General features: G+C 48.3%; 26 protein-coding genes. 19 read left to right on the top strand and 7 right to left on the bottom strand.

Features of this window, described 5'->3' with window-relative positions:
• Positions 1–91: 91 nt before the first annotated feature.
• Complete coding sequence (locus tag BZG82_RS13455) at positions 92–514, bottom strand: hypothetical protein (RefSeq protein WP_077479185.1); 423 nt, start codon at positions 512–514, stop codon at positions 92–94.
• A 278-nt stretch (positions 515–792) separates the two neighbouring features.
• On the opposite strand from BZG82_RS13455, the gene ccoN reads away from it, so the two are divergent.
• From ccoN to ttcA, 11 genes are all read left to right on the top strand, one after another.
• The gene (gene ccoN / locus BZG82_RS13450; RefSeq protein WP_077661929.1) at positions 793–2,220 is read left to right on the top strand and encodes a cytochrome-c oxidase, cbb3-type subunit I; all 1,428 of its coding nucleotides are present in this window, start codon (positions 793–795) and stop codon (positions 2,218–2,220) included.
• Between the two features lie 13 nt (positions 2,221–2,233).
• Positions 2,234–2,845 (top strand): cytochrome-c oxidase, cbb3-type subunit II, encoded by a 612-nt coding sequence (ccoO, locus tag BZG82_RS13445; RefSeq protein ID WP_069587701.1) that lies wholly within the window; start codon positions 2,234–2,236, stop codon positions 2,843–2,845.
• A 13-nt stretch (positions 2,846–2,858) separates the two neighbouring features.
• Positions 2,859–3,038 carry a cbb3-type cytochrome oxidase subunit 3 gene (locus tag BZG82_RS13440; protein ID WP_077456156.1) on the top strand — a complete coding sequence of 60 codons (180 nt, stop codon included), beginning with the start codon at positions 2,859–2,861 and terminating at the stop codon, positions 3,036–3,038.
• Positions 3,035–4,015: a cytochrome-c oxidase, cbb3-type subunit III gene (ccoP, locus tag BZG82_RS13435; RefSeq protein ID WP_077661928.1), complete on the top strand. Its 981-nt coding sequence runs from the start codon at positions 3,035–3,037 to the stop codon at positions 4,013–4,015. The genes BZG82_RS13440 and ccoP overlap by 4 nt, the downstream gene beginning before the upstream one ends.
• Positions 4,016–4,084: 69 nt before the next feature.
• Positions 4,085–4,570 (top strand): FixH family protein, encoded by a 486-nt coding sequence (locus tag BZG82_RS13430; protein ID WP_077456154.1) that lies wholly within the window; start codon positions 4,085–4,087, stop codon positions 4,568–4,570.
• 2 nt (positions 4,571–4,572) lie between these two features.
• Entirely contained in the window at positions 4,573–6,945 is a 2,373-nt protein-coding gene (locus BZG82_RS13425; protein ID WP_077766053.1) for a heavy metal translocating P-type ATPase, read from the top strand.
• Positions 6,946–6,954: 9 nt separating this feature from the next.
• Entirely contained in the window at positions 6,955–7,161 is a 207-nt protein-coding gene (gene ccoS / locus BZG82_RS13420; RefSeq protein ID WP_077479828.1) for a cbb3-type cytochrome oxidase assembly protein CcoS, read from the top strand.
• A gap of 12 nt (positions 7,162–7,173) precedes the next feature.
• The gene (locus BZG82_RS13415; RefSeq protein WP_077766052.1) at positions 7,174–7,848 is read left to right on the top strand and encodes a sulfite exporter TauE/SafE family protein; all 675 of its coding nucleotides are present in this window, start codon (positions 7,174–7,176) and stop codon (positions 7,846–7,848) included.
• Between the two features lie 81 nt (positions 7,849–7,929).
• On the top strand, positions 7,930–8,673 hold the full coding sequence (locus tag BZG82_RS13410; protein WP_077479826.1) for an FNR family transcription factor: 744 nt from the start codon (positions 7,930–7,932) through the stop codon (positions 8,671–8,673).
• Between the two features lie 152 nt (positions 8,674–8,825).
• A complete protein-coding gene (uspE, locus tag BZG82_RS13405; RefSeq protein ID WP_077479825.1) occupies positions 8,826–9,773 on the top strand; it encodes a universal stress protein UspE in 948 nt (315 codons plus the stop codon).
• A 133-nt stretch (positions 9,774–9,906) separates the two neighbouring features.
• Entirely contained in the window at positions 9,907–10,836 is a 930-nt protein-coding gene (ttcA, locus tag BZG82_RS13400; RefSeq protein ID WP_077479829.1) for a tRNA 2-thiocytidine(32) synthetase TtcA, read from the top strand.
• A 50-nt stretch (positions 10,837–10,886) separates the two neighbouring features.
• Here ttcA and BZG82_RS13395 read toward each other — a convergent pair whose 3' ends face one another.
• Together BZG82_RS13395 and BZG82_RS13390 are read right to left on the bottom strand one after the other, a co-directional pair.
• Complete coding sequence (locus BZG82_RS13395; RefSeq protein WP_077766051.1) at positions 10,887–11,543, bottom strand: DUF2987 domain-containing protein; 657 nt, start codon at positions 11,541–11,543, stop codon at positions 10,887–10,889.
• A 29-nt stretch (positions 11,544–11,572) separates the two neighbouring features.
• The gene (locus tag BZG82_RS13390) at positions 11,573–12,391 is read right to left on the bottom strand and encodes a hypothetical protein (RefSeq protein ID WP_077766050.1); all 819 of its coding nucleotides are present in this window, start codon (positions 12,389–12,391) and stop codon (positions 11,573–11,575) included.
• 275 nt (positions 12,392–12,666) lie between these two features.
• On the opposite strand from BZG82_RS13390, the gene potA reads away from it, so the two are divergent.
• The 4 genes from potA to BZG82_RS13370 all read left to right on the top strand — a co-directional run bounded on the left by potA (position 12,667) and on the right by BZG82_RS13370 (position 16,504).
• The gene (gene potA / locus BZG82_RS13385; RefSeq protein ID WP_077479822.1) at positions 12,667–13,782 is read left to right on the top strand and encodes a spermidine/putrescine ABC transporter ATP-binding protein PotA; all 1,116 of its coding nucleotides are present in this window, start codon (positions 12,667–12,669) and stop codon (positions 13,780–13,782) included.
• Positions 13,769–14,623 (top strand): spermidine/putrescine ABC transporter permease PotB, encoded by an 855-nt coding sequence (gene potB, locus BZG82_RS13380; protein ID WP_077456146.1) that lies wholly within the window; start codon positions 13,769–13,771, stop codon positions 14,621–14,623. The genes potA and potB overlap by 14 nt, the downstream gene beginning before the upstream one ends.
• Positions 14,620–15,390, top strand: coding sequence for a spermidine/putrescine ABC transporter permease PotC (potC, locus tag BZG82_RS13375; protein ID WP_069587677.1), 771 nt, complete (start codon positions 14,620–14,622; stop codon positions 15,388–15,390). Before potB ends, potC begins: the two co-directional genes overlap by 4 nt.
• A gap of 70 nt (positions 15,391–15,460) precedes the next feature.
• The gene (locus tag BZG82_RS13370) at positions 15,461–16,504 is read left to right on the top strand and encodes an extracellular solute-binding protein (RefSeq protein WP_077456145.1); all 1,044 of its coding nucleotides are present in this window, start codon (positions 15,461–15,463) and stop codon (positions 16,502–16,504) included.
• Between the two features lie 31 nt (positions 16,505–16,535).
• Here the strand turns inward: BZG82_RS13370 and cobB are convergent, their stop codons facing one another.
• Entirely contained in the window at positions 16,536–17,252 is a 717-nt protein-coding gene (cobB, locus tag BZG82_RS13365; RefSeq protein ID WP_077661923.1) for a Sir2 family NAD+-dependent deacetylase, read from the bottom strand.
• Positions 17,253–17,466: 214 nt separating this feature from the next.
• Between cobB and BZG82_RS13360 the strand changes: the two genes are divergently transcribed.
• Positions 17,467–18,174 carry a DUF3581 family protein gene (locus BZG82_RS13360; protein ID WP_077662089.1) on the top strand — a complete coding sequence of 236 codons (708 nt, stop codon included), beginning with the start codon at positions 17,467–17,469 and terminating at the stop codon, positions 18,172–18,174.
• Between the two features lie 77 nt (positions 18,175–18,251).
• A complete protein-coding gene (locus BZG82_RS13355) occupies positions 18,252–19,076 on the top strand; it encodes an HDOD domain-containing protein (protein WP_077456142.1) in 825 nt (274 codons plus the stop codon).
• Between the two features lie 120 nt (positions 19,077–19,196).
• Here the strand turns inward: BZG82_RS13355 and BZG82_RS13350 are convergent, their stop codons facing one another.
• Positions 19,197–20,099, bottom strand: a complete 903-nt coding sequence (locus BZG82_RS13350) for a LysR family transcriptional regulator (RefSeq protein ID WP_077479819.1) — start codon at positions 20,097–20,099, stop codon at positions 19,197–19,199.
• A gap of 195 nt (positions 20,100–20,294) precedes the next feature.
• Between BZG82_RS13350 and BZG82_RS13345 the strand changes: the two genes are divergently transcribed.
• Together BZG82_RS13345 and dld are read left to right on the top strand one after the other, a co-directional pair.
• Positions 20,295–21,986 carry an L-lactate permease gene (locus tag BZG82_RS13345; protein ID WP_077661922.1) on the top strand — a complete coding sequence of 564 codons (1,692 nt, stop codon included), beginning with the start codon at positions 20,295–20,297 and terminating at the stop codon, positions 21,984–21,986.
• A gap of 109 nt (positions 21,987–22,095) precedes the next feature.
• A complete protein-coding gene (dld, locus tag BZG82_RS13340) occupies positions 22,096–23,886 on the top strand; it encodes a D-lactate dehydrogenase (protein WP_077678021.1) in 1,791 nt (596 codons plus the stop codon).
• A gap of 39 nt (positions 23,887–23,925) precedes the next feature.
• Here dld and BZG82_RS13335 read toward each other — a convergent pair whose 3' ends face one another.
• Positions 23,926–24,783, bottom strand: a complete 858-nt coding sequence (locus tag BZG82_RS13335; RefSeq protein ID WP_077766049.1) for a DNA ligase — start codon at positions 24,781–24,783, stop codon at positions 23,926–23,928.
• 172 nt (positions 24,784–24,955) lie between these two features.
• Entirely contained in the window at positions 24,956–25,591 is a 636-nt protein-coding gene (locus tag BZG82_RS13330) for a murein L,D-transpeptidase catalytic domain family protein (protein WP_108742991.1), read from the bottom strand.
• Positions 25,592–25,702: the final 111 nt, after the last annotated feature.

The raw sequence follows: 25,702 nt of genomic DNA, 5'->3' as shown, positions 1-25,702 counted from the left end.
CATTTAGAGAGTAGCTAGAGAAATCTTAAGATAAATGCCATTCCAGAAAATAAGCGACATATGTCGCTTAAAAAGCGAATTTACACGCAGATTAATTGAGTGTTTTTAGGTAATCAAATTTGAATTGATACTGATCAATGACAACCATAAACACGTCTTGACTCTCGGGCCGAGTCTCTGATGTCCACTGCCAAACTCGTTGCACGCCTTCTGGGGTTTCTTCTGAGGATTCTGCGACTTGCGGCGCTTGTGTGCCATCTTTCAACCAGTAGGCAACATGTGGCTTTGTCTCTGATATTAAAAAGAATTTTAAATTATCTCCCTCTTTTTCCCATTGATAAGTAAGCAATTTGGGGGAATGTGATGTGCCACAAACTCCTTGGCGACCATCGCAGTCTATACTCGAAAGTCCCGGCGTATAGATAAGGGTGCGCCAAATGAACGCGGAGATTAAAAGTGTAAGCATCACCAATATTTGCGTGAGTCGGCCTTTGGTAAGTTTTTCTGCTGCCATCGTTAGGTTTTTCCGTGTTACAGAGGTCAAAGTTTTATAAGAAAGAGGGGTAAGCCGTACTGAGTGTGTGGGTTAGCCCCTGTTTTTCACCCATTATCTACAGTATGATTCTGGCCGAAAATGCCATTTTTACAAAGAAATAGCAACGGAGCGAGTAAAGCGGTTAAAAACCGTACGCGACGGATGATGTGCTTTGGGATGGTATGTAACAAGACGAAGCGGAGGCTTCGTCCGTATCAAACGTGAGTGTAGTTAACCAAAAAGTGGAAGCATGCAATATGAGCCAAGTTAAGCAGCTTGAACAAGACTACAACTACCGCGTTGTCCGCTTATTCACCCTAACAACTATCTTGTGGGGTATTGTGGGCATGGCAGTAGGTGTACTTATTGCCGCTCAGTTGGTGTGGCCTGCGCTGAACTTTGATATTCCGTATTTGACCTACAGCCGTTTGCGCCCACTGCATACTAACGCAGTGATCTTCGCATTCGGTACCAGTGCGCTGTTTGCGACGTCTTACTACGTTGCGCAACGTACGTGTCAAACACGGTTATTCGGAGGGAAGTTAGCAGAGTTTACCTTCTGGGGCTGGCAAGCCGTTATTATCGCCGCAGCAATCTCGCTGCCTATGGGATATACCACCTCGAAAGAGTACGCAGAGCTAGAGTGGCCAATTGACCTCGCTATTGCTGTTGTATGGGTGGCATACGCCATTGTGTTCTTCGGAACACTGATTAAGCGTAAGACCTCTCATATCTATGTTGCGAACTGGTTCTTCGGTGCCTTTATCCTGACCATTGCTGTTCTGCATATTGTTAACAGCATGGCGATCCCCGTTTCACCGATGAAGTCCTATTCTATCTACGCCGGCGCCGTCGACGCCATGGTGCAGTGGTGGTATGGACACAACGCGGTAGGTTTCCTACTGACGGCTGGCTTCCTAGGTATGATGTACTACTTTGTGCCTAAGCAAGCAGGTCGTCCAGTGTACTCATATCGCCTGTCTATTGTTCACTTCTGGGCACTTATCTCACTGTATATCTGGGCGGGGCCTCACCACCTCCACTATACAGCACTGCCTGACTGGACCCAGTCGCTGGGTATGGTGATGTCGCTGATCCTGTTTGCTCCATCTTGGGGGGGTATGATCAACGGTATTATGACCCTGTCTGGTGCATGGCATAAACTGCGTTATGACCCAATCTTGCGCTTCTTGATCGTTTCTTTGTCGTTCTACGGCATGTCCACGTTCGAAGGCCCAATGATGTCAATTAAAACGGTCAACGCATTGTCGCACTACACCGATTGGACTATTGGACACGTGCATTCTGGTGCTTTGGGTTGGGTTGCGATGGTATCGATCGGTTCCATTTACCACCTTATTCCAAAACTATTTGGCCAAGAGCGTATGTACTCCGTATCACTGGTTAACGTGCATTTCTGGCTCGCTACCATTGGTACTGTGCTGTATATCGTGGCAATGTGGATTTCTGGTGTGATGCAAGGTCTGATGTGGCGTGCAGTAAACACTGACGGCACCCTTACCTACAGCTTCGTGGAATCACTAGAGGCTTCATATCCGTTCTATTTCGTCCGCTTTATCGGCGGTGCAATCTTCCTCTCAGGGATGTTCCTGATGGCTTATAACGCGTACAAAACGATTCGTGCGCCAGAAGCTAGCTTGAAGTCGCTTGAGCCTGCGGTATAAGGAGAACGAATAAATGAGTGCCAATCGCCACGAAATCGTTGAAAAAAATACCGGTCTGCTTGCGATTTTAATTATCGTTGCAATCAGTTTTGGTGCGCTGGTCGAGATCACCCCGCTGATCTATCAAAAGCAAACCACTGAACCGGTAGATAACCTTCGTCCGTACACAGCATTAGAGATGGAAGGACGCGACATTTATGTGCGCGAAGGCTGTACTGTTTGTCATAGTCAAATGGTGCGTCCTTTCCGCGCAGAAACAGAGCGTTACGGCCATTATGCGGTGGCTGGTGAAAGTGTTTGGGAACACCCGTTCTTATGGGGCTCGAAGCGTACAGGTCCTGACCTTGCACGTGTGGGTGGCCGCTATTCTGATGAATGGCATCGTGTCCACCTGATTAACCCGCGTGACGTGGTGCCTGAATCAAATATGCCAGGTTTCCCTTGGCTTGCTGAAAACAAGCTAGATGGGAAAACCACTGCTGCTAAGTTGAAGCTGTTCCGTGACCAATTCGGTGTGCCATATACCGATGAGGACATCGCGAATGCGAAGGCATCAGTTGAAGGTAAAACAGAGATCGAAGCACTGATTGCATATCTTCAGTCACTCGGTCATGCAATGAAGTAAAAAAGGAGGGCCTATGGATATCGGCACCTTTCATAGTATTTGGACAGTAGTCCTATTTGTTAGCTTCATTGGGATCGTTATTTGGGCTTACAGCAAAGGTCGCAAAAAGCACTTTGATGATGCGGCCAATCTGGTGTTCGCCGATGAGGACCAGGATAAGTCCAAAGACAAGACAGGAGATAATCGCGAATGAGTACGTTTTGGAGTCTCTTTGTAACAATCATCGTACTCGGCACCATTGCAGGGTGTGCAGCCCTTATCATTTGGACGACCAAAGATAAGATGGGTGTTGCCGAAGGGGATGATATGGGTCACGACTACGACGGTATTCGTGAGCTGAATAACCCACTTCCCAAGTGGTGGTCTTACATGTTTTGGGCCACGTTAGTGTTTGGAATTGGGTATCTAATCTTGTATCCAGGTTTAGGTAACTTTGCCGGCGTTCTAGGTTGGAAAAGTTCTTATCAGGATATAAGAAGCGTCGAGGAGTCGCGTGAATTGATGGCGAAAGCGCAAGAAGCGCAGCACATCAACCAGTACGCGATGGAACTAGAAGCCGCAGACAAAGTGTTTGGTGAAGCCTTCCGTAAGCTTGCTTATCAAGAAGACGGGAAAACGCTTCGCCCTATTACGCAAATTGCGGATAACGAAGAAGCCTTAAAGGTTGGTCAACGTTTGTTTATTCAAAACTGTGCACAATGCCACGGTTCTGATGCTCGTGGCCAAGCGGGCTTCCCTAACCTGACCGACGAAGCTTGGTTATACGGCGGTGAACCACAAACCATCAAGGCAACCTTGATGCATGGTCGCCAAGGTAACATGCCAGCGTGGTTAGACACCATGGGTGAAGACGGCGTAAAAGAAGTCGCTGCCTATGCCTTGAGTCTTTCTGGTCGTAAGGTTGACGCGCAAATGGCCGCAAAAGGTAAGACGCGCTTTGTTGTCTGTGCTGCCTGTCATGGTACAGATGGTAAAGGTAACCCTGCCTTCGGCGCACCAGACCTCACCGATAACGTCTGGCTATACGGTGGCTCTCGCCGTGCAGTCGAAGACACTATCCGCTACGGTCGCCAAGGTGTGATGCCTGCGTGGAAAGATATCCTCGGTGAAGAAAAAATTCAGTTGCTCTCTGCTTATGTATGGCGTTTGAGTAACCCCGAAGTAAAATAAGCACTTACGTGTGAACATGGCCCCTGTTCCGCAGGGGCTTTTTTAAACGCTCAAGCAAAGGTGTTCCCCATGATAAAGCCCTGGTACAAGCAGTTCTGGCCTTGGTTCCTTATCGCGCTTCCCGCTTCTGTTGTTGTCGCCAGTTTGCTCACAGTGACAGTGTTCTCATTGAACTCAGTGTCGCTTGTGGCTGAAGATTATTATAAAAAAGGAAAAGCGATTAACGTCGACCTTTCTAAACTTCGTGTGGCGGCGCAAAAAGGCGTTTCCGCTAGTCTATCGACGACGCCGGACGCATTACGCATTGCGCTCAATAAAGGCGAACTTGAACGTTTCCCAACCCTTCGGGTACATGTCCAACACCGCACGCTAGAGCGGAAAGACATCAATGCGATGGTGAATCCGAACCAAGCGGGCATTTATCATATTGATCTTGCCGAGCCAATTGAGGGGCCGTGGTTTGTTGAGATCTCGTCATTTGACGATAGTTGGAAGGTAAACGGACGGGTAAATTTCCCTCTCTCAAGTGATTGGACATTAAGCGGTAAGCAGTAATCATGACCCACTCCTGTTATCACTGTGGTGAGCCAGTTTTGACTGGCGACACCTATCAAGTTGTGATCTTTGATCAACCTCGTCTAATGTGCTGTCCCGGTTGCCAAGCAGTGGCAACCACTATCGTAGACAGTGGTTTGAGTTCTTATTATCAATATCGAACCACCCAAGCAGACAAAGCCGACCTTGTGCCGGAAGAGCTCAAATCACTGTCGTTATATGACAATGAAGATGTTCAACGCGAATTTGTACGTGACCTTGCCGAACAAAAAGAGGTGACGTTGTCACTCGATGGCGTGTCATGTGCGGCTTGTGCATGGTTGATTGAAAAGCAATTGCAGCGCGCCAAAGGCGTAACGCATATCCAAGTCAATACCACCACGAACCGTGCGACTGTGCGTTGGGATCAAACCCAAACATCACTCAGCACTATCCTTACACACATTCACCAACTCGGTTACAAAGCTGCGCCGTTTGAAGCGGATAAGCAAGAGCAGCAATACCACCGCAATATGAAGCAATATCTCTATCGTCTAGGGATTGCAGGCCTCGCTACCATGCAAGTCATGATGCTGGCGGTGGCGATGTACTTTGAAGTCTTTGGCGATATGGATGAAACCTTCCGAAATTATTTCCGTTGGATAAGCCTTATCTTTGCGACTCCTGTGCTGCTCTACTCCGCGCTTCCGTTTTACACCAATGCTTGGCGAAACTTAAAAGCACGCACACTGGGTATGGATGTGCCCGTTTCTATCGCCCTGCTCTTTGCCTATTTTTCAAGTTTGTACGCGACCGTTACCGGTAAAGGGGAAGTCTTTTTTGAATCGGTCGCGATGTTTACTTTCTTCTTACTGCTGGGGCGTTTTCTGGAAATGCGGGCAAGACGCACAGCGGCGGCCGCGAGTGCAAATTTGCTCAAGCTGGTACCGAAAATGGCGCGCTATCTTGATGGTGAAGCAGTGCCTGCCAATAGCCTCTCGGTCGGAGAAAAAATACGCGTGTTGCCAGGTGAGCCTTTCCCTGCCGATGGTGTGGTACTAACCGGCACAACCTCGGTTGATGAAGCCATGCTCACCGGCGAGTCACTGCCGCAAATGAAACAAGAGGGAGACGTTGTTTACGCGGGGACCATGAATGTTGAAGGTAACGTCGACCTTGAAGTGACAGCCAATCATAAAGAATCATTAGTTGCTAACATTGTTCGCCTACAAGATGAAGCACAAATGGCGAAGCCAAAAGTCGCTGTCCTCGCGGACAAAACTGCCCGCTACTTTGTCGCCGCGATTTTACTTATCTCCGCCTCAACGTGGTTATATTGGCATTTTGAACGTCCTGACGATGCATTTTGGATCATGCTATCAGTGTTGGTAGCAACCTGCCCTTGCGCACTGTCTTTAGCAACACCGACCGCATTAACCTGCTCAACCTCAACCTTTGGTCAACTCGGTATCATGTTACGCCGCAGTCATGTATTGGAGACGTTAACGAAAGTTAATCGGTTGGTTGTCGACAAGACGGGTACCCTGACAGAAGGTAAGATTGAGATCAGTGACGTCGCGATCCTCAATCCTGAATATGATGAACAAAACGTACTGGACATTGCCGCCAGCTTAGAAACGTTTGCCAACCACCCGATTGCCCACGCTTTTCAGTTGAGAGCGTCAGAGTGCTATGAAGTCGTTGACGCCGATAACCACATTGGGCTAGGGATCAGTGGCACGATAAACGGCCAACAGTGGCGGATCGGCAAACCGAATTTTGCGCTGACGACAACGGAGACGGCGTTTAGTCATTACCCTGTCGTTCTCTCGTGTGATGATACTCCGATTGCGGCTTTCTCGCTTAATGATCCCATTCGAGAAAGCAGCGCATCCTTGATTGCTGCGTTCAAACACGCAGGCATTCAAACCACCATGCTCACAGGCGATCAATCAGCCAATGCCGACACGGTCGCAAACCAGCTTGGCATTGAAACTGTGATATCAGGCGTATCGCCACAAGGAAAACTGGCGTATCTTCAGGAGCTTTCAAGCGATACGATTACATTAATGGTCGGTGATGGTGTTAATGATGCCCCTGTACTTGCAGGCGCGCACCTCTCGGTGGCGATGGGTGGCGGTACTGATATCGCCAAAGCCTCTGCCGATATGGTGTTACTGAGCGATGATCTAGAAAAACTGCTTACGGCGAGACAACTCGCGCGTCGTACGCGCCGTATCATTGCCGAAAACCTCGCATGGGCTCTGGGATACAATGTCACCATTCTTCCCTTAGCAGTCATGGGGTTTGTCGCGCCTTATGTTGCTGTGGTCGGCATGTCTGCTAGTTCCATTATTGTGGTTTCAAATTCACTSCGTCTGCTCAACCGAAAGTAAGGAAACCTTATGGCCAGCCTTTATATTTTGATCCCAATTGCCATCATGCTGGTCTGTGTGGCTGCTGTGGTGTTTATTTGGGCGGTGAAGTCCGATCAATTTGAAGATTTAGAGCGCCAAGGCTCATCAATTCTATTTGATGAGGAAGAGCCAGAGCAAAATACACAGCGCAACGAAAACGAGCCAGACAACCAGCACTCATCTAAACACTCCTAAACGAGCTCTTGTATGACTAACGTTGATTTTATTGGCGCCTTCGTCATTGGTTTGGTCGGTGCCGGACATTGTATTGGAATGTGTGGCGGTGTGGCGGCGGCAATGTCACTCGGCATCCCCCAAAATAAGGCTAAATGGCCCTACCTACTTTTGTATAACCTTGGACGAATCACCTCCTATACCATTGCGGGTGCACTTATTGGCGGGGCGGTTGCCTCTATCCTTGCCATGAGTGACCTCACCCATCAGCTGGCGATACTACGCCTTTTTGCTGCTGTCATGATGCTGTTGCTTGCGGCTTATCTGGCCCATATTTGGAATGGTCTAAATTATATTGAACGGGTTGGTGGCAAGCTGTGGCAGCGTGTTTCCCCGCTTTCCTCTAAGCTATTACCGCTCAAATCACCAACGTATGCACTTCCATTTGGTTTACTGTGGGGCTGGTTGCCCTGTGGACTTGTCTACTCTGCCCTCAGTTGGTCAGCGGTTGCAGGTAGCGCATCAGGAGGCGCACTGATTATGTTTGGCTTTGGGCTTGGTACTCTGCCCGCAATGATCACTGTGGGTGTACTTGCGGAGCGGATCAAACCCATACTCAACAATCAACTAGTACGCTTGACATGTGCTACAATCATGGCACTGTATGGGGTTTATACAGCTTATGGCGCATTAAAGTTACTTTTGTAGATAGACCTTAAGGATAAGGTCGACCGAGTACGCCATGATGGTGTAACATTACTAACGACGTTTTTTATTTCAGGCAGGTGTATGGTGTCTAATAAGATCATCACTCGGCGGGTACAATCTGGCGGCTGTGCAATTCATTGTCAGGATTGCAGTATCAGCCAGTTATGTATTCCCTTTACGTTAAATGAGCAAGAGTTGGATCAACTGGATAGCATCATTGAGCGAAAAAAACCTATTCAGAAAGGCCAAGAGTTGTTCAAAGCGGGTGATCATCTTCGAGCACTTTATGCAATTCGGTCAGGAACCATCAAAAGCTACACCATCACCGAGCAAGGTGATGAGCAAATTACCGCGTTCCACTTAGCAGGCGATCTGGTTGGCTTTGATGCCATTAACGAGAGAGAGCATCCAAGTTTTGCGCAAGCGCTTGAAACCTCAATGATTTGTGAGATTCCTTACGAGACGCTAGATGAATTGTCAGGCTCTATGCCAAAATTAAGGCAACAAATCATGCGGTTGATGAGTAATGAGATTAAAGGAGATCAAGATATGATCTTGCTCCTTTCAAAGAAAACCGCCGAAGAACGTCTTGCAGCCTTCCTCTACAGTCTTTCTAAACGATTTGCTCAACGTGGATTTTCTCCTCGCGAGTTCCGACTAACGATGACCCGTGGTGATATTGGCAACTATCTCGGCCTTACCGTTGAAACAATTAGCCGACTGTTGGGACGTTTCCAAAAATCAGAAATTCTTGCTGTTAAAGGCAAGTACATCACGGTTTTAAATTTAGAAGAGCTATCACGGTTAGCTGGAGAAGAGCTTTAAATCTCCGATTCGGCATACAAACAAGAACTTAACAAATGGCGCTTTATGCGCCATTTCTCTTTTTTACTCTCCTATCTCGATTTTATATCGCTCTCTTAGATGTAGTGCGTTACATTGAAACTACACGGTGCATCTGTGCTAAGGAGGCAGATATGTCCAGGTATACAAATCTTCTGGTTGTGATCGACCCCGCTCAAGACCAACAGCCCGCACTGTCTCGCGCAGTCACGTTGAGTGAGCGTTGCGATGCGGATGTAAAGCTAACCCTATTTCTTGCCATTTATGACTTTTCTTATGAAATGACCTCGATGCTCTCATCCGATGAGCGTCAAGCAATGCGAAATGGCGTGATGCACCAACGTGAAGAATGGATGAATGACATCATTCAGTCACACAATGCTCAAGGTTGTGATATTGAAAAAGAGGTGGTTTGGCATAACCGTCCTTATGAAGCCATTGTTGAGCGAGTCCTTAGCCATCAGCATGACTTAGTGGTTAAGGCCACGCACAAGCATGATACTTTGGGATCCGTGATTTTTACCCCAACGGACTGGCATCTATTACGCAAATGCCCAAGTTCCGTATTGCTGGTGAAAGAGCACGGATGGCCAGACAAAGGCAAAATCATTGCGTCCGTACACGTTGCTTCTGAGAGCGAAACACACGCCGCATTGAATGACAAACTCGTAGATGAAGGTGAAGTGATGAGCGCTATGCTTGGTGCTGAGCTTCATCTAGCCAATGCCTACCCTGCAACACCGGTGAACATTACTATCGAGCTACCAGAGTTTGACCCCACCTCATATACTGATGCCGTTAGAGGACATCACCTCACTGCCATGAAAGCGCTCCGCCAGCGTCACCACATTGAAGAGGCGCGTACACATGTGCATGAGGGATTACCTGAAGATGTTATTCCCGAGATCGCACGTGAATTAGATGCAGAGCTGGTGATTCTTGGCACAACAGGGCGAACCGGCCTCTCTGCGGTCTTTATTGGTAATACGGCAGAACATATGATTGATCAACTGGATTGTGACTTGCTCGCTATCAAGCCGGATGGTTACATCAGCCCACTTGATCCTCGCGCTAACGATTAATCCTTCAACCCCAGCAGGCAGTGCTATTCACTGCCTGCTGCTGGCATTTATAGCCAAAATCCGTATCATACCCGCCATTCATGCATTCACTGCAGCGCAACGTGGTTGGGCTGCCCATCACGCGAAAGTACTTATGAGCACGCAAGAGCTGACCAAAGCACAAAAATACGGGTTTAATAAACTGCAAAAGCGCATTCGCCGTAATACCGGCCAAGCTATTGCTGACTTCAATATGATTGAAGATGGCGATCGCATCATGGTGTGCTTATCTGGCGGAAAAGACAGTTACACACTGCTAGATATGCTACAAAGCTTGCAAAAAAGCGCCCCCATTTCGTTTGAGCTTATCGCGGTCAACTTAGACCAAAAACAGCCCGGCTTTCCCGAGCATATCTTGCCAGAGTATCTTGAGAGTCTCGGCGTCGAGTATAAGATTGTTGAAGAAGACACCTACTCGATTGTGAAAGATAAAGTGCCTGAAGGCAAAACAACGTGCTCACTCTGCTCACGCTTACGCCGCGGTATTTTGTATCGTACGGCTAAAGAGTTGGGAGCCACTAAAATTGCCTTGGGCCACCATCGCGACGACATACTTGAAACCTTATTTTTAAACATGTTTTATGGCGGCAAAATGAAAGGCATGCCGCCCAAGCTTGTCTCTGATAACGGGGAACATGTGGTGATCCGCCCTCTGGCCTATTGTCGCGAAAAAGACATTGAGCGTTACTCGGAGCAAAAAGCGTTTCCAATTATTCCATGCAACCTATGTGGCTCGCAGCCTAACCTGCAACGCCAAGTGATCAAGGATATGCTGCGTGATTGGGATAAGCGTTTTCCTGGACGTATTGAGACCATGTTCCGTGCGATGCAAAATGTGGTGCCTTCGCACATGGCTGACTTTAACTTGTTTGATTTCAAATCAGTGGCAGCAGGTATGGCCTATGAAGGCGATGGAGACACTGCCTTCGATAAAGAAACCTTTACCAACCCGACCCCCGATAATGATGATGTGGTTGAGGTAGACCCGGCATTAACGTTAAATGTGATGAACGTGAGCCAATAGCTCACCCGTTCATTATCGTAAAAAAGCGCTCTAAGAGCGCTTTTTTTGTATCAAGAGGAAGGGGCTTTCGGTAGCCATGGTGATATTTTAATTGGCGTGGCTGGAAGCGTTAAGCGTGACTCCGGTTGCAACGCACTGGCATCAATGGTCACTCTACGATTCTCAATCACGTACGATTGGCCAGTTGTTGATACCACATTACCGCTAACATCTGGGCCAAAATGCACCACGACGCCCTGCGTTTTCGGCATAAACCACGACGCAAACATACCGCCGAGATTTTTCATCATCGCATCCATTTGCGGCAACCAGTCTTGAATTTGTTCACCCGTCAGTTGCTGATCAACCGACGTATTCACTAGAACCTGAAAAGAGATGTCGCAGGTCATGCCCGCAGGTGTTTCCACAAATACATCTGGGTTCACTTTGCGTAACTGGTTATCCAGTGGCAGCGGCAAGGCTTGCGATGGCGGGATATCAAAGGCTTCGTAATGCTCCTTTTTGCGCATCCACGCTCGAGATATGGGGCACACCTCGCCGGTGTCAGGCGAAACCATAAAATACGCGACACCAATATCGGGGTGCCCTTCTTCAACATTATGCTTGAGCTGAGTGAACAATTTGCTGTAGCTAAATCTCATGGTATCGGCATGGGCAGGCAAGCTCATACAAGCTGCCAATACCAATGCACTGGTTAATTTTTTCATGGACACTCCGTGTACAGGCTAAACGCCAATCAGGCATCAAAGGTATCGTTGCCTGACGAATGGGATGTTTCAGGGGTGGCATTGTTATCGTTATTTTGTGACACCGTCACCTCGACGCCGACACCAAACATCTCGCGGTAAATCACACCCTTAACATTGAACAGAAAGGGTAATGCCCAAACCAATGCAAAGCCAGCGGTAACAAAAGAAATGAGAAATAGCACACCGACCACCGCATAAATCGTAGCAAGGGCGAGCACTTTCTTGTTGACGGCACGGAAAGAAACCGCCATCGCCTTTAACGGCGTCAAACGTTTTTCACAAATCAGTAGCGGTGCCATTGAAAAGACCATCGCGACATATAAGCTCAATAATGGAAAAATCATACTGGCAACGCTTTGTAACGTCGCAGACAAACAAATCACCACAGTGACAGGCAGTGCAAACGCCAATCCCTTAACTAAATGGCGAGGTTTGGATCTAAACCCAATTGCATGCGCCAACCCCATCAAGCTTGCACCTGCATACAAAGGGGCAATAAGCACCTCAGAGGTAAAATTAGATAACCACACGGATGACACCATATCTGTGGTCATTTCGCGCTGCCCGACTAACCCCTCGAATAAATGAGAGGGATCGCCCAGAAGTAACGTCAGCATTAACACTAGAATACCAACTTGAACGGCAAACAAGCATAAAGCCGCGGGCAGAAAGGACCAGAAGTGTTTAAATGTCAGCGTGAACGCTTCTTTAATAATCTCAWATGGCTCGAGGCGATATCGACCGTTGAGTGCGGTCTCTATCGACCCACCAATATGTAGCGCATTGTTGAAATCTTGTTGACTCATAATCGTTATTTGTCATGGCTGTTGTTGACAGTATATCTGACTGTTACCAATAGCCAAAAACCAATCTCACCAGAAAACAAGGAATCCGTGCTATTTTTACCCAACGTTAACATCAAGGATGTATCATGATTTACCGATAATAGCGGCGGATTTGAGCACAGCGAAAATGTGTAAAAAATTGCTTTAACTTAGCAGGATGCACGTCTATCATGCGCCGTCTATTTTATGGGTAAATCCGCGAACAACAATTTGCCAGGTAGGGAGAGAACGAACCATTGAACCACGCGCATGTATCTCACAAACCGGTTGTTGAGCTTAAATCTCTGACCAAAAGCTTTGACGGCAAAGAAATCATTTCCCGTTTCAATCTCACCGTTAACGATGGTGAATTTCTGACTATCCTCGGCCCTTCTGGCTGCGGGAAAACAACGGTATTACGTCTTATCGCTGGCCTTGAAGATGCGGACAGCGGCCATGTCATTATTGATGGCAAGGATGTCACGGATATCCCCGCCGAACAGCGCCACGTAAATACGGTATTCCAAAGCTACGCCCTTTTCCCGCACATGAGCGTATTCGAAAACGTTGCGTTCGGACTTCGGATGCAAGGCGTGGATCGTACGACGATCGAGCCTCGGGTGATGGAAGCGCTGCGTATGGTGCAGCTTGACCATTATGCGTCGCGTAAGCCACATCAACTATCAGGTGGCCAGCAACAACGTGTTGCGATTGCTCGTGCTGTTGTCAATAAACCGAAAGTGTTGTTGTTAGATGAGTCTTTATCCGCGCTGGATTATAAGCTGCGCAAGCGCATGCAAATGGAGCTCAAACAGCTACAACGTAAACTGGGGATCACCTTTATCTTTGTCACACATGACCAAGAAGAAGCACTGTCGATGTCCGACCGGATTTTGGTGATGCGTGATGGTGAAATCGAGCAAGACGGTAGCCCTCGTGAGATTTACGAAGAGCCGAAGAACCTGTTTGTGGCGCGCTTTATCGGTGAGATCAATGTGTTCGATGCTACCGTAATCAAACGGATGGATGAGCAACGCATTTGGGCGCGTATTGAATCGCGTGAATGTGAGGTCTACTGCAAACTGGATGTGCATGCCGGCGATCAAGTTAAAGTCTTGCTGCGCCCAGAAGATATTCGCATTGAAGAAATCAGTAATGATGCTAACCCCAATGGCCTAGTTGGCTACGTGCGTGAACGTAACTATAAAGGCATGACGCTAGACTCTGTGCTCGAGATGCCATCAGGGCAAACCGTAATGGTCAGCGAATTCTTTAACGAAGATGACCCGGATGTTGACCACTCACTCGACCAAAAAGTAGCAATCACTTGGGTTGAAAGCTGGGAGGTGGTATTGGCCGATGAAAAAGCTTAACCTGCAAACCGCCATCATTGGCTTGGTTGTCGGTTGGTTATTGGTTTTTGTCTTCATGCCCAACCTGATGATCATCATCACCAGTTTCTTAACCCGTGACGATGCCAACTTGATTGAGATGACCTTCACACTCAGTAACTATGCCAAGTTATTGGATCCTCTCTACGCCAAGGTGGTATGGCATTCGTTCTATATGGCAGCCATCGCGACCCTGATTTGCTTGTTAATCGGTTACCCGTTCGCGTTTATCATCGCCAGAATGCCAAAACGCATGCGTCCGTTAATGCTCTTTTTGGTCATTGTGCCCTTCTGGACGAATTCACTGATCCGTACCTATGGCCTTAAGATTTTTCTCGGCACGCGCGGCTTATTGAACGAAAGCCTGATGTGGCTTGGCGTGATTGAGCGCCCCATTCGCATTATGTATACCGAATACGCGGTCATGATTGGTCTTGTCTACATCTTGCTACCGTTTATGATTTTGCCCTTGTATTCCAGCATTGAAAAGCTGGACAACGCGTACCTTGAAGCGGCGCGCGATCTTGGCGCGAATACGGTTCAACGTTTTATTCGCGTGATCCTTCCCTTAACCACTCCGGGGATTATTGCTGGCAGTTTGTTGGTATTACTGCCCGCCTTGGGCATGTTCTATGTCTCTGATTTATTGGGTGGGGCGAAAAACCTCCTGATTGGTAATGTGATTAAGAGCCAAATCCTCAATGTACGAGATTGGCCATTTGGTTCCGCAGCCAGTATTTCTCTGACCGTTCTCATGGGTCTGATGTTGTTCGCCTATTGGCGGGTTGGCAAATGGATGAATCGTAAGGAGACACTCGCATGAGCCGTATCTTACGCAGTGGATTCTTATCCTTAGTTTATGCCTTTTTATATATTCCAATCATTATATTGATTGTGAATTCCTTTAATGCCAGCAAGTTTGGGATGAACTGGAAAGGCTTTACTTGGAAATGGTATGAGCAGCTTATCAACAATGACAGCTTGGTTCAGGCGGCAGGGAACTCGCTCACCATCGCGATTTTCTCTGCCTCTGCAGCAGCCATCATCGGTAGCCTTACGGCGGTTGCGCTGTTCCGCTATCGCTTTCGTGGCAAGCAATTCGTCAATGGTATGCTGTTCGTGGTGATGATGTCACCTGATATCGTGATGGCCATTTCATTGTTGGCATTATTTGTCTTGATGGGCGCACAATTGGGCTTTCTTACTTTGCTGCTCTCGCACATCACCTTTTGTTTGCCATTCGTGGTGGTCACCGTGTACAGCCGCTTAAATGGCTTTGATGTCAAGATGCTTGAGGCGGCTCGTGATTTAGGCGCCAGTGAGTGGGTCATTCTGACCAAAATCATTCTGCCCCTTGCAGCGCCTGCGGTGGGCGCGGGCTGGTTACTGAGTTTCACACTCTCCTTGGATGATGTGATTGTCAGCTCTTTCGTAACGGGCCCAAGCTATGAAATTTTACCCTTGAAAATCTACTCAATGGTTAAAGTTGGCGTCTCACCCGAAGTCAATGCCTTAGCGACCATCATGCTAATGGTATCGCTCGTCTTAGTCATGTGCTCACAATGGCTGGCTAAAGATCGACTAAAATAAACCTTTCCTCGGGCTGCTACCCCGCTGGCAGCCCGCTTCCTGTTGTCTGTAATGTCTAGGAGTTTTCACCATGACCAAATGGTCTTCACTCTCTGCGTTGGCGCTGCTGGGTGCGTCACTGGTCCCATCAACGGCTTCGGCTGAAGATGATGTTCTCTACTTTTACAACTGGTCCGAATACATTCCAGCATCCGTGCTAGAAGAATTTACCGAAGAAACCGGTATTGAAGTCATGTATTCCACCTATGAATCCAATGAGACCATGTATGCGAAATTAAAGACGCATCCTGAAGGCTATGATTTGGTTGTTCCCTCAACCTATTACGTCTCCAAAATGCGTCAGGAAGGCATGCTACAAAAAGTGGATAAGACCAAATTAAGCCACTTTGACGGCCTTGACCCGGATAACCTGAACAAACCCTTTGATCCTGATAACCAATACTCTATCCCTTATATCTGGGGAGCAACGGGCATTGGAGTCAACACTGATTTTATGGATAGCAGCGCTGTCTCTCGCTGGGCCGATCTGTGGGATCCGAAATGGCAGGGGCAATTGCTGATGATGGATGACGCGCGCGAGCTCTTCCACATCGCACTGCGTAAGCTGGGCTATTCAGCTAATACCACCAATCCGGATGAGATTAAAGCCGCCTACGAGGCGCTGCGTGAACTCATGCCAAATGTATTGGTATTTAACTCCGATTTCCCTGCCAACCCCTACCTTGCCGGCGAAGTCACCTTGGGGATGCTTTGGAATGGATCCGCCTATATGGCCCGTCAGGAAGGCGCTCCCATTGAGATTGTTTGGCCAGAAGAAGGCGCCATCTTTTGGATGGATAGCCTTGCCATTCCAGCCAACGCTAAACATGTCGATGCCGCTCACAAGATGATCGATTTCTTGCTGCGCCCAGAAAACGCCGCGAAGCTCGCACTCGACATTGGCTACCCAACACCCGTTAAAGCGGCTTATCCGCTGTTACCGGCTTCATTTAAGAATGATCCTAATATTTACCCACCGAAAGCGGTGATGCAGGCCGGTGAATGGCAAAATGCGGTCGGGGATGCCAACCGCTTGTACGAAGATTATTTCCAGCGCTTAAAGGCGGGGATGTAATGACAAGACGCTGGGGCCTGAGGGCCCCTTTTTACCGTTCAAGGGCGAGGATTTCATCCACCAGCGCCGGGACCAATGTGCTGGCTTTGCCATAACGGCGTTCATTAAACTCACTTTCAACCGCACTGGGCTCCAAGTTGATTTCAATGGTGTGAGCCCCATGCATCGCCGCTTCATGCACAAAACCCGCAGCGGGATAGACTGCACCAGACGTCCCAATAGAAACGAATAAATCAGCTTGGGTAAGTGCATCATGGATTTGTCCCATCCCTAGTGGCATCTCACCAAACCAAACCACATGAGGACGAAGGGGCGCTGGCATTTGACAGCAATGACAGTGATCAGCCTCAGTAATATCCCCTACCCAATCAATGGTCTGTTGCGAGTGGCTGCAGCGTGCTTTGAGGAGTTCGCCATGCATGTGAATGATGTGCTGTGTGCCAGCACGCTCATGAAGATCGTCAATATTCTGCGTGACCACCAGCACGGTGGCATCACTCTCTTTTTCAAGACGGGCTAACGCGTCGTGCGCTGCATTGGGTAACACACCGGATTGCAGCTGGCGACGGCGATCATTATAAAACTGCTGAACCAATCGCGGATTACGCGCAAAGCCTTCTGGCGTCGCGACATCTTCAATATGGTGCTCTTCCCACAGGCCATCTTGGTCACGAAAGGTACGAATACCCGACTCTGCAGAAATGCCCGCGCCGGTAAGCACAACAATGTGTCGGTAGGGAAATGTCATAGCCCATCCTTGAATTTTTATCTAACACCTTCATTTATAACACCCAAATTGAAACCTTTGAAGCATGGTGGCTTTAGACCTTGGTCGCGAAATGGTTTCCTTGGGAAAAATGCTCGACCGCGATCACGAACCGCTAATGCAACGACTGGCTAGACCAATCAATCGGTCCGCTTGGGTTACAATACTCACTTGTTTATCGCTTTTGTTAACAATTATGCAACTTGAACGTTATTATAGTGAGCAGGACGGAAAACTGCTTTTTACTCGCCAGCAAGCCAGTGACTTTGCTAAACGTGTTGCCGGTGACTTTAACCCTATCCACGATACTGAGGCATCACGCTTTTGTGTACCCGGCGATCTTCTGCTCTCTATTTTGCTTGCAAAGATTGGGATCAGTGAGCATATTCAGATTCATTTTAATGGCATGATCAGTGCGAACACGCCATTAAAGATTGTCGAAACCGAGCATGAAGTCACTGTGGTCGATGAAAACCAAAAGCTCTATCTTACCCTGACCCGCCGCGGTGCTGTGCGACACGACCCTGTGCTTGCTAACGAAATTGCTCAGCACTATGTACAGTTTTCAGGTAAAAACTTTCCCCATATCATGGTGCCATTGATGCGTGAGCAACAGATGATGATCAATACCGATCGTCCGCTGGTGATGTATGAGAGCATGAGTTTGTCGTTTGATGATTTACAAATAAGCTCGGCCGAAGTTGCCCTTTCTAGCTCGACCATGAGTGTCAGCGGCAAACGGGGCAAGGTCGATCTCTCGTTTGATTTTATGGTCGGCGATAAGCGCGTCGGTCACGGGTGTAAAACGATGGTCGCCAGCGGGTTGCGCCCTTATTGTGAAGAGGCGATTCAAGATTTGGTTGAACGTTTTAATGCTCGTAAGCAGGCATACTGTACGGCTTAGCTTTTTTTGCATTTTATCCGCACCCACGTTTCGCCCTGATCTATAGTTAGATGAGGGCGTTTTATAGGGAAGTTATTATGCAATCCAGTAGCTTAGTTGAGCGTATCGATAAATTACCGAAAATCCCCAAAATCGTGCAAGAACTGATTGATTTGGTAAACAGTGATAGTGCCGATCTCAATCAAATTGCGGACAAAATTTCATACGATCAAGTGATTTCAGCCCGAGTACTCCGCTTATCAAATTCCGCCTATTTTGGACGAGCCCGGAACATTGGTTCTGTCAATGAGGCTGTCATTCGGCTTGGGCTTGGCCCCGTACGCACCCTCGTCGTTTCAAGTGCATTAATGAGTGCGTTTGACGTCGATAGCGAATTGGATATCGACGCATTTTGGCAGCACACCTTTGAAGTAGCGACCATCAGCAAAGCGCTCGCGGGCTCATTAAAAATGGATCCGAATGAGGCGTTTACTGCGGGGATGCTTCATAACTTGGGCGAATTGCTGATCATGACAACCGCTTATGAACAGCTTGATAGGATTAACCTACATATAGAAGCGGGTAAACCCAAGCAAGAAGCGCAGGAACTCATTTTAGGTGTCACCAGTGCAGAGTTAGGCGGTGAGTTAGCACGTAGGTGGAATTTTCCTGATCGGCTTTGCGATGCAATTCGCTATCAATTTACGCCCGTCCATCAAGAACAATTCTCGCCACTGGCCGGTATCTTACGACTGGCGGGGAAAGTCGACGAATCATGGCAGGAGTTTGTCACTACCGACTCCAAGCTCGAGTGGCTTAATCAGCAGCTCGAATACAATATGCTCGGCTTTCCTAAAACCGTGGTCGCCGCCGTTGATGATGTGATCGGCAAAGGCCGTGAAATGGCGAAGATGCTGAAATAGTTAAATCTGACTGTACATAGAATACAAGCGTCATCGCCATCCAGCATGGCGCTTTTTGGTTGTCACCGAACGTTGCCATTGCAGCCAAATAAACTCGGTATCTGTTTATGCATCATCTTGCTAGAAACAATGGCGAATATCTAAATACTTTTGCCGAATGTGCTCAATGAGTAAGCGGATCTTCTTTGGTGGCTGACGGGTAAACGGGTACACGGCATAAATCCCCAATCGCTTGCCCACCTGATCGGGAAATAAATCAATCAAGTCGCCCCGAGTAATATCCTGATAAACCAAACAACGCGGGACATACGCAATACCGTGTCCCCCAAGCGCGCCTTTCCTCAATGCAATGGGGTTATCCGTCGATATATTCCCCGACACTTTAATCATTTGGTTTTTGCCCTCACCTTTAAATTCCCAATCACTTGCCCCTGTGGTTTGATAGGCATATTGCAAACAGTTATGGGCTTTCAGATCATGAGGTTGCTGCGGACGACCATGACGTGCAATGTAGCCCGGTGCGGCACAAACCACCCATTGAGAGTCAAGAATATGCCGGGCAATCAAACTGGAGTCCTCGAGATAACCGGTACGGATTACCAAATCAAACCCTTCATCAATCAAATCAACAAAGCGGTTTTCTAACGACATATCAATGGTAAGCCCCGGGTATTGGCTACAAAATTCCGCGACTGCCTCCGCTAACAGTAACTCACCAGAAATCGTTGGTACCGAGATTTTGATATGGCCACTGATCGCCTCACCAAAGCCCGAGACTGCATCAAAGGCTTCATCAGCGGCTTGCTTCACAGTTTTTGCGCCTTGATAGAGTGTCCGCCCCGCATCCGTCAGTGTCAGCTTTCGGGTTGTTCGATACAACAACTGAACGCCTAGACTCTCCTCCAGCTTCTTAATCCGTTTACTAACGACTGAATTTGTAAGGGAATTTATTTCGGCAACTTTGCTGAAGGAACCATATTCAGCGACTTGAGCAAAAAGTACGAGATCGTCTGTTTTCGGCATATTATGTCAATTATGGAAGTAATCATTTTCATTATTTCCATATATCAAGAAAATGTAAACGAGTAATGTCACACCCAGTTAACATCACGTCATCACGATGTCAGCAAAAAAATAACAGATGCGACAGCATAAAAATACGATGGCGTGCCTTGCTTTTACGTGAACTAACGGAAGAGACGTCTAAAAGGACAGACTATGACTGATACCCTCTACGCCCTTGTTGCGTTTTCACCCATCGTGGTTGCTGCCATTTTGCTGGTGGGATTAAATTGGCCCGCCAAAAAGGCGATGCCAGTGGCATTTATCATGACAGTGTTAATCGCACTATTCCAGTGGCAAATGAGCCTTACTCGCGTCTCAGCCTCTATTTTACAAGGACTAATCATTACTGCCGCTGTCCTCTGGATTGTCTTTGGCGCGATTTTGCTGCTCAATACATTGAAACATACCGGTGCGATTACCGTGATTCGCAATGGTTTTACCAATATTTCAGATGACAGGCGTATTCAAGCCATTATTATCGCTTGGTGTTTTGGCTCTTTCATTGAAGGTGCGTCAGGATTTGGGACCCCCGCGGCCATCGCTGCTCCTTTGTTGGTTGCGATCGGTTTTCCTGCGCTAGCCGCCGTTGTGATTGGTATGATGATCCAATCCACCCCCGTCTCTTTCGGAGCAGTGGGAACTCCTATCATCGTCGGCGTCAACAAAGGGCTTGATAGCCACACTATTGGGCAAACATTACTGGCTAACGGCAGTGACTGGGCTAGCTATTTACAAGCTATCACCACCCAAGTTGCACTCATCCATGCCATCATTGGCACCCTAATGCCACTCTTGATGGCCATGATGTTGACCCGCTTTTTCGGCAAAAACAAAAGCTGGCGCGAAGGATTGGCCGTGGCGCCATTCGCCATTTTTGCGGGGTTAGCCTTTACCATTCCTTATGCCTTGACCGGGTGGTTACTCGGTCCTGAATTCCCCTCTCTACTTGGTGGATTAGTGGGTATTGTCCTAGTCACCACTGCGGCACGGAAAAACTTTCTTGTTCCCAAAAAGCACTGGGACTTTGATGATGCCTCTACGTGGCCAAGTCAATGGTTAGGCTCGCTTAAAATGGATCTTAAGGTTCAGGAAAAGCCCATGAACATGGCCATGGCTTGGGCGCCTTATTTACTCTTGGCACTGTGTTTGGTGATCAGCCGCGTCAGTCCAACGGTAAAATCACTACTAACAGATGTGAGCTTAAGTTTTAACGCGCTATTGGGAGAAACCGGCATTAACGCGGCGATTCAACCTTTGTATCTTCCTGGTGGGATCCTCGCATTCGTCGCCTTAGTTGCCACCTTACTTCACAGCAAACGCTTCCAGCCTCTATTCAAAGCAGCGAACGAGTCCAGTAAAACACTCATCGGTGCAGGCTTTGTGTTGGTGTTTACCATTCCTATGGTGCGTATATTTATTAACTCAGGTGTGAATGCCGCCGATTTGGTCAGTATGCCAGTGATGACAGCGCGGTTTGCTGCGCAACTGGTGGGTGATGGTTTCCCTGCTCTTAGCGCCACCATTGGTGCATTAGGGGCCTTTATCGCCGGCTCAAATACCGTCTCGAATATGATGTTTAGTCAGTTTCAATTTGAAGTCGCACAAACACTGGGCGCATCAACCGTCACCGTGCTGGCACTTCAGGCCGTCGGTGCGGCAGCAGGTAATATGATTGCCATTCACAACGTCGTGGCCGCCTCCGCCACTGTGGGCTTATTGGGGCGCGAAGGCGCGACCTTACGTAAAACTGTGTTACCTACGATTTACTACCTGATTGCCGCTGGGGTAATTGGCATCATCGCGATACATGTGATTCAAGTTGCTGACATCCTGATGGCGGCGTAATCTGACCATGATAGGCCGAGCGCAGAACTCGGCCTGATTGACCTAACTCAAGCGGGCCAGCCAGGCTGACCCTCAGCCTTTTTGAATATATGGAAGGAAAGGAACGCTTATGAACACCCCATCACGTTTGTCCTCATCACAACAACAAGCATTTATACAAACGCTGACGGATATTGTCGGTCACAAGAACCTACTGACGGATGCAAGTCATACCCAGCACTATCGTACTGGGTTTCGCTCAGGAGGAGGCAGTGCGCTGGCGGTCATTTTCCCAACATCATTAGTGATGCAATGGCGTGTCTTGCAAGCTTGTGTTGACGCCGATGTGGTGATCATCATGCAAGCCGCGAATACGGGCTTAACCGAAGGATCAACGCCGAAGGGCGATGACTATGACCGCGATGTGGTGATAATTAATACCACACGATTAGACGGCTTACAGCTGCTTGATCAGGGCAAGCAAGTGATCAGCTTTCCGGGGACCACACTTCATCACTTAGAGCAAACCTTACGGCCTCTTAACCGAGCCCCGCACTCTGTGATTGGCTCGTCGTGTATTGGCGCATCGATTGTCGGTGGTGTGGCCAATAATTCTGGTGGCGCGTTGGTTAAACGTGGCCCTGCCTATACAGAATATTCGCTCTTTGCGCAGTTAAACGAAGCCGGTGAGCTAGTCTTGGTCAATCATTTAGGGATTGCGCTTGGCGACGATCCGGAAACCATTCTCGCCCGTGTCGAACGCGGCGATTATCGTCCTGAAGACATTACCACGGATACGCGCAAAGCCTCCGCGCATGATTACGAGCAAATCCTCCGTGATGTCGACGCAGATAGCCCTGCACGGTATAACGCCGATAAACACCGTCTTCATGAAGTGAGTGGCTGTGCAGGAAAACTGGCAGTGTTTGCGGTCAGACTAGATACCTATCCCATTCCAGAGCGTGAAAAGGTGTTCTATATCGGCACCAACAATCCTGATGTTTTGTACCAGTTACGTCGTCGTGTGCTCAGCGAACTGTCACATCTTCCCGAAGTGGCAGAATACATGCATCGCGAGGCCTTTAATATTGCTGAACGATATGGCAAAGACGTGTTTTTAGCCATTGGCCGACTAGGGACGGACAGCATTCCTAAAATGTTTGCCTTAAAAGCTCAAATTACCGCGTGGCTGGATAAAGTGCCCTTGCTGCCCAATTCACTGCCGGATAAAGTCATGCAGTACGTTAGCCAGCTTTTTCCGCAGCATTTGCCTTCTCGTATGCTCGCGTTCCGTGACCGCTTTGAGCATCATTTGATTTTTAAAGCATCAGACGAAGGTATTGAGGAAAGCTCGCAATTCTTGACGCAGTTTTTTGCCGACCATGATGACAGCGACTTTTTTGTCTGTACCGAAGAGGAAGCCAAAAAAGCCATGCTTCACCGCTTTGCTGCTGCCGGCGCAGCGATTCGCTATCACACCATGCACAGCAATGATGTGGAAGATATTCTCGCGCTTGATATTGCATTGAAGCGCAATGAAAAACATTGGGTCGAGCAACTGCCTGATACCATTGAGTCACAGTTGGTCACCAAGCTCTATTACGGACACTTTTTCTGTCACGTCTTTCACCAAGACTACATTGTGAAAAAAGGTGCCGATGTGCATGCGATTAAGGAAAAAATGCTCGCCCAGCTCAACGAGCGTGGCGCGAAATACCCTGCCGAGCATAACGTGGGACATCTCTATGCCGCCGAGCCCGATTTAGCCCATTTCTACCATCAGCTCGACCCAACTAATAGTTTTAACCCGGGGATCGGAAAAACCAGTAAGAAAAAATACAGTGCAGACTGTCAGTGCCTTGATCACCAGCTTCGTCATCGAGCAAGTCAGGACACGTCACCCGCCACGCATGAGCATTAAACCGCCCTGCAAACCCGCCAACCGTTAGGCGGGTTCTTTTTAAAGCATGGGTTTCTCGCGAATAAAACGCGCAAAGCGTGGGATGCCCTTTTCCGTTACACCATTGTGCCTAACCAAAATGGTACTGCCGATTTCAGGTGGTTCAGCCCGCTGTGCATCGCTAAAGCCTGATCCCACACGAAACTCAGTACCATCGGCAAGACGTACCACTAAGGACCCCATCAAGCCTTGTAACCGACCTTTTCCGGGCGTCATACCAATGACGGTGGCATCTTTCTCTTGGTAGGTTTTTAGCTTAACCAAGCTCTCTACGCGGTGTCCTAAGTACAGGCTATCGGGATGATGCAGCATCAAACCTTCACCCCCCGATTCATTGATGGCAATAAGCTGGGCTTGGAGCGCGTCATTGTCAGTCACTGGCTTTTGCTCTACCAAGGCTAAGAATGGCGATGCGCTGTTGGCGACTATCTTTTTCAGTGCTGCATAGCGAGCAGAAAACGGGCCAGGTTGCTCCGGTAAATCAAACGCATAAAAACGAACGTTCTGCCACGCGTCAGGGTCTGGTTTATCGTCCAACACGGTACGCAATACGGTTTGAAACTCGCCTCTTCCGGCCCATAACTCACCATCTAAAGGCGTCGTTGGCAGCGTTCGAATCAATGCATCCGGTGCGTGAATGGGATTTCCTTGTCGAGTTAAGAATTGCGTGCCCGTCCAATAGGCGCGGATCCCATCCAGTTTTTCACTGGCCCAATAGCCACGATAGTCATGTTCGGCAATCTGCCCGTCAACACCATGCATCAACGCTGGCGCGGACGGTGCAGCATCCCCATCACTGCTAGGAAACAGGGTAAACGCGGAGAGTAAGCATAAAGTAACAGGATTTAGGCGTGCCATGCATTCCTCCTTAGTGGTTAAGGAGCATACGCTAGCGCGATAAAAAGCGTCTCAACATGCCTTTATTTTTTGTTGGTAGAGAATTTGCGTTCACGATGAACAATGTGCAGGTGTTACATCGCCCACCGTGAAATGACTCGTGAAACCTCGTCCGCTGCGCAATCTAGAACCATCAAGCTTGGCTGGCAAACGCATAGATAAAGGTGCCATTTTTGATAGCATCAATCACGCGCGAGGATAAGTAGCTAGGTAACGCCGGGCAGCCCCAGCTTCTACCTAATTGGCCGCTTTGTTTAATCACCTTAGGATGAGCATAATCGGCACCGTGGATCACAATCGCTCTTGCGCGCGCATTATCGTTTAAACCCTTGGAAAGCCCATCTAAACGCAGTGAGTAGCCATGTTTACCATGATAGGTTTCAGCCGCACGATAGACCCCCAATGATGTTTGCAAGGAATTAATCTGATTCGAGAAACGCTTTGCGTAAAGGGCGCCACTATTCTTGCCATGAGAGACATAAGAGCGAAATAGCACTTGGCGTTTTTTCACATTAATCACCCAAAACCGCTTTTCTGACGACGGTTTGCCATAATCAATCAGCGTCATCACCGGCTTGCTACTTTGGTTGTGCTTAAAATGGCGATACGCATCAGAAAAGGCCTGATACGACACCTCACCGGCGAGGTTGAGAGACTGATATAAACCACTGACCTCATCTTTAAAACWGGCCCATACTGTGGTTGGCATGCTGAGCGCTAACACATAAAAAACTACCCGATACCAAGGGGCCACACCTGCTTGTTTCATTTTTCTGCTCCTTACTTTGCCACTGCAACACGAACGACCGAGCCGTTTGTTGTCCGTATTGGCAAAAACAAAAACCGTGCCATTTGACACGGTTTCTATTAACTATTGATA

It is taken from the genome of Salinivibrio sp. PR5 (assembly GCF_001996085.1).
Lineage (GTDB): Bacteria > Pseudomonadota > Gammaproteobacteria > Enterobacterales > Vibrionaceae > Salinivibrio > Salinivibrio proteolyticus.
The sequence above is the reverse complement of the archived record's forward strand: the minus strand, read 5'-3'. Positions and strand labels throughout refer to the sequence as shown.